This is a genomic window from Vibrio clamense (genome assembly GCF_050337905.1).
Classification (GTDB): Bacteria; Pseudomonadota; Gammaproteobacteria; order Enterobacterales; family Vibrionaceae; genus Vibrio; species Vibrio cortegadensis.
Window position 1 is genome coordinate 1 of the sequence record NZ_JAKJTJ010000008.1, and the last position, 7,671, is coordinate 7,671.

The 7,671-nt window shown below is 40.8% G+C and carries 10 protein-coding genes; 2 read left to right on the top strand and 8 right to left on the bottom strand.

The genetic code is table 11. The features are described from left to right. The 5 genes from L4C39_RS00380 to catB all read right to left on the bottom strand — a co-directional run. Positions 1-388: GNAT family N-acetyltransferase (locus tag L4C39_RS00380; protein ID WP_429743774.1), on the bottom strand; the 388-nt coding region annotated here is incomplete at its 3' end. A 146-nt stretch (positions 389-534) separates the two neighbouring features. Further along, entirely contained in the window at positions 535-981 is a 447-nt protein-coding gene (locus L4C39_RS00385; RefSeq protein WP_429743776.1) for a GNAT family N-acetyltransferase, read from the bottom strand. Between the two features lie 166 nt (positions 982-1,147). After that, entirely contained in the window at positions 1,148-1,474 is a 327-nt protein-coding gene (locus L4C39_RS00390) for a TM2 domain-containing protein (RefSeq protein WP_429743778.1), read from the bottom strand. Between the two features lie 186 nt (positions 1,475-1,660). Then, positions 1,661-2,143: a tetratricopeptide repeat protein gene (locus L4C39_RS00395; protein ID WP_136993682.1), complete on the bottom strand. Its 483-nt coding sequence runs from the start codon at positions 2,141-2,143 to the stop codon at positions 1,661-1,663. Between the two features lie 706 nt (positions 2,144-2,849). After that, on the bottom strand, positions 2,850-3,482 hold the full coding sequence (gene catB, locus L4C39_RS00400; protein ID WP_429743780.1) for a type B chloramphenicol O-acetyltransferase: 633 nt from the start codon (positions 3,480-3,482) through the stop codon (positions 2,850-2,852). A 203-nt stretch (positions 3,483-3,685) separates the two neighbouring features. On the opposite strand from catB, the gene L4C39_RS00405 reads away from it, so the two are divergent. Continuing rightward, positions 3,686-3,970, top strand: a complete 285-nt coding sequence (locus L4C39_RS00405) for a type II toxin-antitoxin system RelB/DinJ family antitoxin (protein ID WP_006710667.1) — start codon at positions 3,686-3,688, stop codon at positions 3,968-3,970. Beyond that, positions 3,967-4,245: a type II toxin-antitoxin system RelE/ParE family toxin gene (locus L4C39_RS00410; protein WP_429743783.1), complete on the top strand. Its 279-nt coding sequence runs from the start codon at positions 3,967-3,969 to the stop codon at positions 4,243-4,245. The genes L4C39_RS00405 and L4C39_RS00410 overlap by 4 nt, the downstream gene beginning before the upstream one ends. A 140-nt stretch (positions 4,246-4,385) precedes the next feature. Here the strand turns inward: L4C39_RS00410 and L4C39_RS00415 are convergent, their stop codons facing one another. The 3 genes from L4C39_RS00415 to L4C39_RS00425 form a co-directional block, all read right to left on the bottom strand. Further along, the gene (locus L4C39_RS00415) at positions 4,386-4,853 is read right to left on the bottom strand and encodes a hypothetical protein (RefSeq protein WP_429743785.1); all 468 of its coding nucleotides are present in this window, start codon (positions 4,851-4,853) and stop codon (positions 4,386-4,388) included. Positions 4,854-4,990: 137 nt separating this feature from the next. Then, positions 4,991-5,395 carry a hypothetical protein gene (locus L4C39_RS00420; RefSeq protein WP_429743787.1) on the bottom strand — a complete coding sequence of 135 codons (405 nt, stop codon included), beginning with the start codon at positions 5,393-5,395 and terminating at the stop codon, positions 4,991-4,993. Between the two features lie 1,317 nt (positions 5,396-6,712). Then, a complete protein-coding gene (locus L4C39_RS00425) occupies positions 6,713-7,267 on the bottom strand; it encodes a hypothetical protein (RefSeq protein WP_429743789.1) in 555 nt (184 codons plus the stop codon). Between the last annotated feature and the right edge of the window lie 404 nt (positions 7,268-7,671).

The window sequence follows — 7,671 nt, forward strand, 5'->3', positions numbered from 1 at the left end:
TTTCTACTCTCATGGCACCTTTATCATTAAATGCATACTGTTCTACCAAACTAATAGCTTCAGTTATGTAGCCAGAGCCTACCTTTGACGTTTGCAACCAATAGCCAATTTCAAAATACGGCACGGATTCATCTCTAACGATAAAACCCACAGCACCAATAAATGATCCCGTTTTCTTTTCGATAATGTTAAACCAAAATTCTCCTGAAAAATTGGAGAAATTGATCACAGCTTCCTGAATATTTTGCTCAAGAGCTTTTTTCGTTAAAGCATCTGAAACCCAAGGCAAAAATTCAGAAAATTCTGACCTACAATCATCAATAACTGTATACATAGCATCGATGAAATCTAATGACGGAGCTACCAATTTGAGCCTTTCACTTTCCATCAAAACTCCTATGTTAGGTCGTGCTTATAACGCCCAATTAAGGTGCGATAACGCTATAACACCCAAACTAAACCATTGCACCGTAAACGCAAAATTCAAATCGAAGTGAAATCACCAAGCGTTAGGAGTCACTCTTAAATTGTTTGTTATACGCGTGGTTGAGGCTCAAGTGAGATACTCATTACGCTATGGTTTGGCTCACTTTCAATATCAACCACTGACCAGCCTAAAGACAGGTACAACGGTGCTACATTTGTATAAGCATACAGATTACCTTGAACGGCTTCTGATACTTGCTTAACACCACGATTAATCAACTCACTCGCAATACCTTGCCCACGTAATTCGGGAGATACAAAGACCGCATTAAACCAAATAACTTCAGAGTTACCTTGAGGCTCTTTAAAACGAGAATAAGCAAGACCACCGATAACTTCATTATTTCTAAGCGCGACAATAACAGGTGGAAGATGAGCTTTTGATTTGTAGGTATCCGCGAACAGAAAATCAGACCATTCGGTTTGAAACAGCCTTTCTAAAGCAATCCAATGCAGGCTATTTTCATTACAATTTCTGAATACTACCTTGTTCATATTGGATTATTTCCTTGATAGCGTATAACGCCCAATTAAGGTGCGACAACGCTATGACACCCAAGCTAAACCATTACACCGTAAACACAAATTTCAAATCGGAGTGAAATCGTCAAGCGTTAGGAGTCACTCTTAAATTGTTTGTTAGGTATATTGCAAGCGAGCACTAGTTGCTATGAATAAGACTCAACGTTCTTCCTTTAGAGTCAGTAAAATTGTTGCAGACTCCAATCCGAATGGTGTCTACAATCCACCAAATGCCAAAACCACCTCGGGTCAAAAACATCAATATACCAGTGCCTATTTTTCCATACACGAACCTATGAATGCCTAACCAACCGAAGAGCAAACAGACAAAAAAGGCTACTACACCATCTGAATTTCGACATGTAGTATCTCTGGAAGACATGAACTCTTGTTTATGATTACAAGTGCCACATACATTGACAGTCTCTGGCATTGCCTGACCACAATTTCGACAAAAAACATTCATATTTGACTCATTATCCTTAAAGTATTTGTTCGTCCATAAACTCAGATACCTAACGCCCAATTAAGGTGCGACAACGCTATAAAAACCGAGCTAACCCATTACGCCGTAAACACAAATTTCAAATCGGAGTGAAATCGGCAAGCGTTAGGAGTCACTCTTAAATTGTTTGTTATAAGCGTGTTTCGTTTACCACGTTCTATCTAAATCCTCGGCGTACAAAGAAATAGCGCGTTTATACTCTATTATTGCGTCACTACTAGTGGTTGAAACTAGCAACTCAAGAAGCAAAGACGTCGCTTCTTTATGACGCCCTAGGTTGTAAAGGCACATTGCATAGAAAGGCTGAACCTCCATAGAATCAGGGTACTCGTTCAGAGTTTGCTCGAAATACGTAAGCGCATCTGAGTAGTTACCAAGACTTCGATAGGTGCTCGCCAAGCCAAATAAAGCATCGAACCGTTCTACTGACGATAGTAAACCCGACAGAGATGACAGATAATGACCAACTGCTTCTTGCTCTTTACCTTCATTATCATATGACCACGCAATTTGCAGGTGAGCCTTAGCAACATAGTTTTCATCGTTCAATAACGTTGAAAGCAAAGCTCTAGACTCTTGATATCGAGCTTCTTTGCGCAATTCAATGGCTTGTTTGATGATGATTTCCATAGTTTTCCTCGAAAGCTTATAACGCCGCGTTAAGTGGTGAGCAACGCTACCACAAGACTCAAGACATTATGCCATAAACACTGATGCATATCTTTTAACTGAAACCGCCAAGCGTTGCGAATCCGTCTTAAACGCTTTGTTATATTGCCCGCACGACAAAGCCAAGTTTTGCGCCAAGGGGCTGAATTGGTTACAAATCTACTGGCTTTGAACTCAGAAATAAAACGGATAGTTCGAAACTCAACCATAGACAACAAAACGCACTTGGCTAAGAAACGAAATTAGGCAAATTTGAGCAATTCGATTAGCTAGAATGACAAAGAATTTGAGCGAGAACCCTGACGGCAAAGTGCGCTGAAACCACGATTTTCAATTTAGCTTCCACGAAAAAGAAACCGCGCAAAATGAACTTGAGCCAGCAAAACTTATTAACGAGGAGACTTGCGTGACGTTGAAGCTAATTAGCCGACAAGCATTCTACGTGCGATGGTCATTTTGATGGCATTTTTCACGGAACGAACAGGTGTGTAGATCAAACGCAGAACAAAGATAAACGGATAATTTAACCCCTTGAATCTTATGCAATATAACGCCCAATTAAGGTGCGACAACGCTATAAAACCTGAGCTAAACCATTGCGCCGTAAACACAAAATTTAAATCGAAGTGAACTCGCCACGCGTTGAGAGTCACTCTTAAATTGTTTGTTATAAGCGTACTAACGTTTTCCAATGATCATAAAGACCATCGATATTTGAAGAACACATTAAGCTCATAGCTCCCTTAACTTGTTCGTCGCTCCATTCCCACCACTTCATTTCTAACAACTTAGATATCTCAGCCTCTGTGAACCTGTAACGTATATGTTTGGCTGGGTTTGAGCCGACTATTGAATAAGGAGCGACATCTTTGGTAACGACTGCACGACTTGCGATAATTGCACCATCGCCGACAGATACACCACTCATAATCATGGCTTCAGTGCCAATCCATACATCATTACCAATAAYCGTGTYACCCGAACGCTCAAAACCATCTTTAGCATCCGCRAARYTTTCATTGTCTTGATAGAAAAATGGAAATGTACTGACCCAGTTATTTTGATGCCCTTGATTCCCTGCCATCATAAACACNGCRCCAGAACCAATTGAGCAGTAACTTCCGATAATTAACTTATCAATATCAGTTCTATCCGGTAGCAAGTAACGAGCACATTCATCGAAACTATGATTATGATAATAACCAGAATAGTAGCTGTGCTCACCCACAATGATATTTGGATTAGTAATTTGTTCTTTCAATGATTTACCCACAAAAGGGCTTTCAAAATAGTTRTTCAACTTGATTCCTCTTGGAAGCTTATAACGCCGCGTTAAGTGGTGAGCAACGCAAACCACCCTACCTAAACCATTGTGACATAAACACTTAAATTGAAGTAAGCCGGAAACGCCATGCGTTGGGAATCCGTCTTGAACGCTTTGTTAGTTGCCCTTGCCTAACTCTAGTGCTAACATTTGTGTGCACATTAATTTAGGAGCAACTCATGGACACTAGAATTCAATTTCGTGTTGATGACGAAATTAAACGCTTAGCTCAGCAAATGGCTGAGAGCCAAGGACGCACACTTAGCGATGCTTGCCGTGAACTTACTGAGCAAATGGCTGAACAACAACGCAAAGCATTATCTCACGACGCTTGGTTAACTGAACAAGTAAACCTAGCATTTGAGAAGTTTGACTCAGGAAAAGCTTCATTTGTTGACCATGACTCAGCAAAAGCACGAATGGCTGAGCGAAAAGCTAAGATTCGTAGCCGAGGTCAACAATGATTTTATGGGAAGAAGAATCGCTGAATGATCGTGAGAAGATCTTTGAGTTTCTTTATGACTTTAACCCAGACGCAGCTGAAAAAACTGACGAAATCATTGAAGCTAAAGTAGAAAATTTACTTGAGCAACCATTGATGGGTGTTCATCGTGATGGTATTCGAGGACGATTACTAATTATCCCGGAAATCTCAATGATCGTTTCCTACTGGGTTGATGGCTCAGCAATTCGTGTAATGCGAGTTCTACACCAGAAGCAAAAATTTCCTACCGACTGATTGTAGTCGGTGGGCAAACTAACGCCGTGTTAAGGGGCGAAATACGCTATAACCCAAAACCAAACCATTGTGACAGAAACAATTAGCTAAAACCGTGATACCAAGCCGCCAAGCGTTTTGAGTCCCTCTTAAACACTTTGTTAGGTTTGTTTTTGCAGTAGCGCTACGGTCTTGTCTAACTTTTCGTTCAAACCTTCAAGTAACTCCTTCCTTTCAGTCAACTTGGTACCGTTATTGTATCTAAGGTTGGTGTTTCCCGTACTAGCTACAGCCACCTTAAACGACACATCTTCTTTTGTAATGTCCTCAATTCGGGTTAGCTCATAAGACAAATTTTCAAGTGCTACACATACTTCAGAAGGAGCATATCCATACCCACCTTTCATTTTGAATACGTTAAAACTAGAAAATCGTGGAATATACTCTTTGTCCTTTTCAAAACCGTTTCTGATTGCTCTCAGGTCAGCAACCAGTGATGAATAAATTACCTTGAATTCAGCTTTCTCTAGCCGCTGATCACGACTAAAACTAAGCATATAAGTCGCAAGTCCACCAATTAGTGTAGAGAAAACACCAAATAGACCCGCAACCAGTACATCCTGACCCATTTTTAACCTCCAAAAACCTAACGCCGCATTAAGGGGTGAACAACGCCTCCACCCGACCGAAAGTATTGTACCGTAAACACTAAATTTGAAGTAGAAACAAAAGTGCCAAGCGTTGAGAATCCCTCTTAAATGCTTTGTTAGGCATTGCACAATAGTGGATTGATAAGGTCAAAAGATGACTCTGACATAACCTTACCTGATATAGCGCTAAGTACAGCTATCTGAAACCTTTCTGCATACTCTTGTAACTCCTCGTCATCAATGGATTCTACTTTCCAGTCAACACGAGGGTCAAAATGTGAACCTATATGAGTAAAAACACCATGTTGGATATAAAGTAATGCATATACCAAATTTCTATCTACATCGGTGTCTTGCTGTACCAACTCTCCGACCTGAGTCAGAGCTTTATGAAAAACCCAAAATTTCTCAGTATCCCAAACACCACATTCCGCTAGGCAACCATAAAATGTATTTTCCCACTCGGCACTGCCGTCACTAGGCATATTTTTTAAAACTTCTTCAATCGGATTATTGTTCATGCTTTTTCCAACGTCTCGATAAGAGGATTAAAGCTGCGGAATGCAGTGAATACTAAAATGCCTAACGCCGCATTAAGGGGTGAACAACGCCTCCTCCCGACCTAAAGTATTGTACCGTAAGCACTAAATTTGAAGTAGATGCAAAAATGCCAAGCGTTGAGAATCCCTCTTAAATGCTTTGTTATATTGCCCGCACGACATAGCCAAGTTTAGCGCCAAGGTGCTGAATTGGCTACAAATCTACTGGCTTTGAACTCAGAAGTAAAACGGATAGCTCGAAACTAAAACACAAACTACAAAACGTACTTGGCTAAGAAGCGAAATGAGCTAAAATTGGAGCCATTCGATTAGCTAAAATGACAAAGAATTCGAGCGAGAAACCTGACAGCAAAGTACGCTGAAGCCGCAACTTTCAATGAAGCTCCCACGAAAAAGAAGCCGCGCAAAATGAACTTGGGCCAGCAAAACTTACTAACGAGAAGACTTGCGTGACGTTGCAGCTAATTAACAGACAAACTTTCTACGTGCGATGGTCATTTTGATGGCATTTTTCACGAAAAGAACAGGTGTGCAGTTCGGACGCAGAACAAAGATAAACGAATAATTTAACCCCTTGAATCTTATGCAATATAACGCCCAATTAAGGTGCGACAACGCTATAAAACCCAACCTAAACCATTACACCGTAAACACAAATTTCAAACCGGAGTAAACTCGCCACGCGTTGGGAGTCACTCTTAAATTGTTTGTTATATTGCCCGCACGACAGAGCCAAGTTTAGCGCCAAGATGCTGAATTGGTTACAAATCTACTGGCTCTGAACTCAGAAGTAAAACGGATAGTTCGAAACTCAACCATAGACAACAAAACGCACTTGGCTAAGAAACGAAATAAACTGAAATTAGAGTCATTCGAAGAACCAGAATAACAAAGAAGTCGAGCGAGTAACCTGACAGCAAAGTGCGCTGAAGCCACGATTTTCAATGAAATCCCCACCAAAAAGAAACCGCGCAAAATGAACTAGAGCCAACAAAACTTACTAACGAGGAGACTTGCGTGACGTTGCAGCTAATTAACCGACACACTTTCTACGTGCGATGGTCATTTTGATGGCATTTTTCACGAGACGAACAGGTGTGTAGCTTGGACGCAGAACAAAGATAAACGGATAATTTAACCCTTTGAATCTTATGCAATATAACGCCGCGTTAAGTGGTGAGCAACGCTAACCACCCTACCTAAACCATTGTGACATAAACACTTAAATTGAAGTAAGCCGAAAACGCCATGCGTTGGGAATCCGTCTTAAACGCTTTGTTAACTGGCGATATTTTCAATTGCATGAGTACTTTTTATTGCCAGATCTAGATAACGCTCAGCTTCTTCTTGCGAGATTGCAAAATCGGGCAAGTGGGTAGCTTTATTGCGTAATTTCCTTAAGCTATTTATAACTTCAAGACTCTCTGAGCTAAATTTTCCAGTGCTAGCCAGATGATCAAGTATTAGTTTAGGACTAGTTCTTTTAAAAGCTGCGCCTGTTGTTAGTTCACTTTTAACCGCAGCTGTCTCAATCAATGTCCATGCTTCAACAATTGCTGCTCTTGGAGATATTTCAGCTAAACGATAAAGCTGCTCTTTTTGACTTAACTCTTCAGCTGTCGATTCATGAGCTGGGGCTTGAGGCTGTGAAATTTCAGAAGCCTTTTGTTCTGCTTTCTCCAAGCTACGAGTAAAGCTAATTTCTGTCTCACCGTGCTTCAATGCTGTTAGTCGCCCCATCAGGCTTCTAACTTCATTTCGAAACAGATATCCAAGCCACACTATTGCAACAGGCCAAGCCAAAGCTTTTATTATTTCTACGATATGTTCCATACTACCCCTAGCCAGTTAACGCCCAATTAAGGTGCGACAACGCTATAAAATCCAAGCTAAACCATTGCACCGTAAACACAAATTTCAAACCGGAGTAAACTCGCCAAGCGTTAGGAGTCACTCTTAAATTGTTTGTATGGATAATAGGCACTCCAATCGGGTAAGGTGAGACCCAGACTTTAGCTGCAACTAAAGTTCTTCTATTTGGTAGTTCGATTAAATGATGGCTCCTCTATTGAGAGACCGATAACAAGTTCGAACGCCAGATAGAACTCCAAGCACCACACTCGAATAGTCTTCTGGGTCTCGAGCCCGCATTTGCAAGCAAGAGTTAGCTTATTATGAATACAAATACACTTCAAAACATTAATGTCGGCGTTGATACTGGCAAGTCACAATTAGAT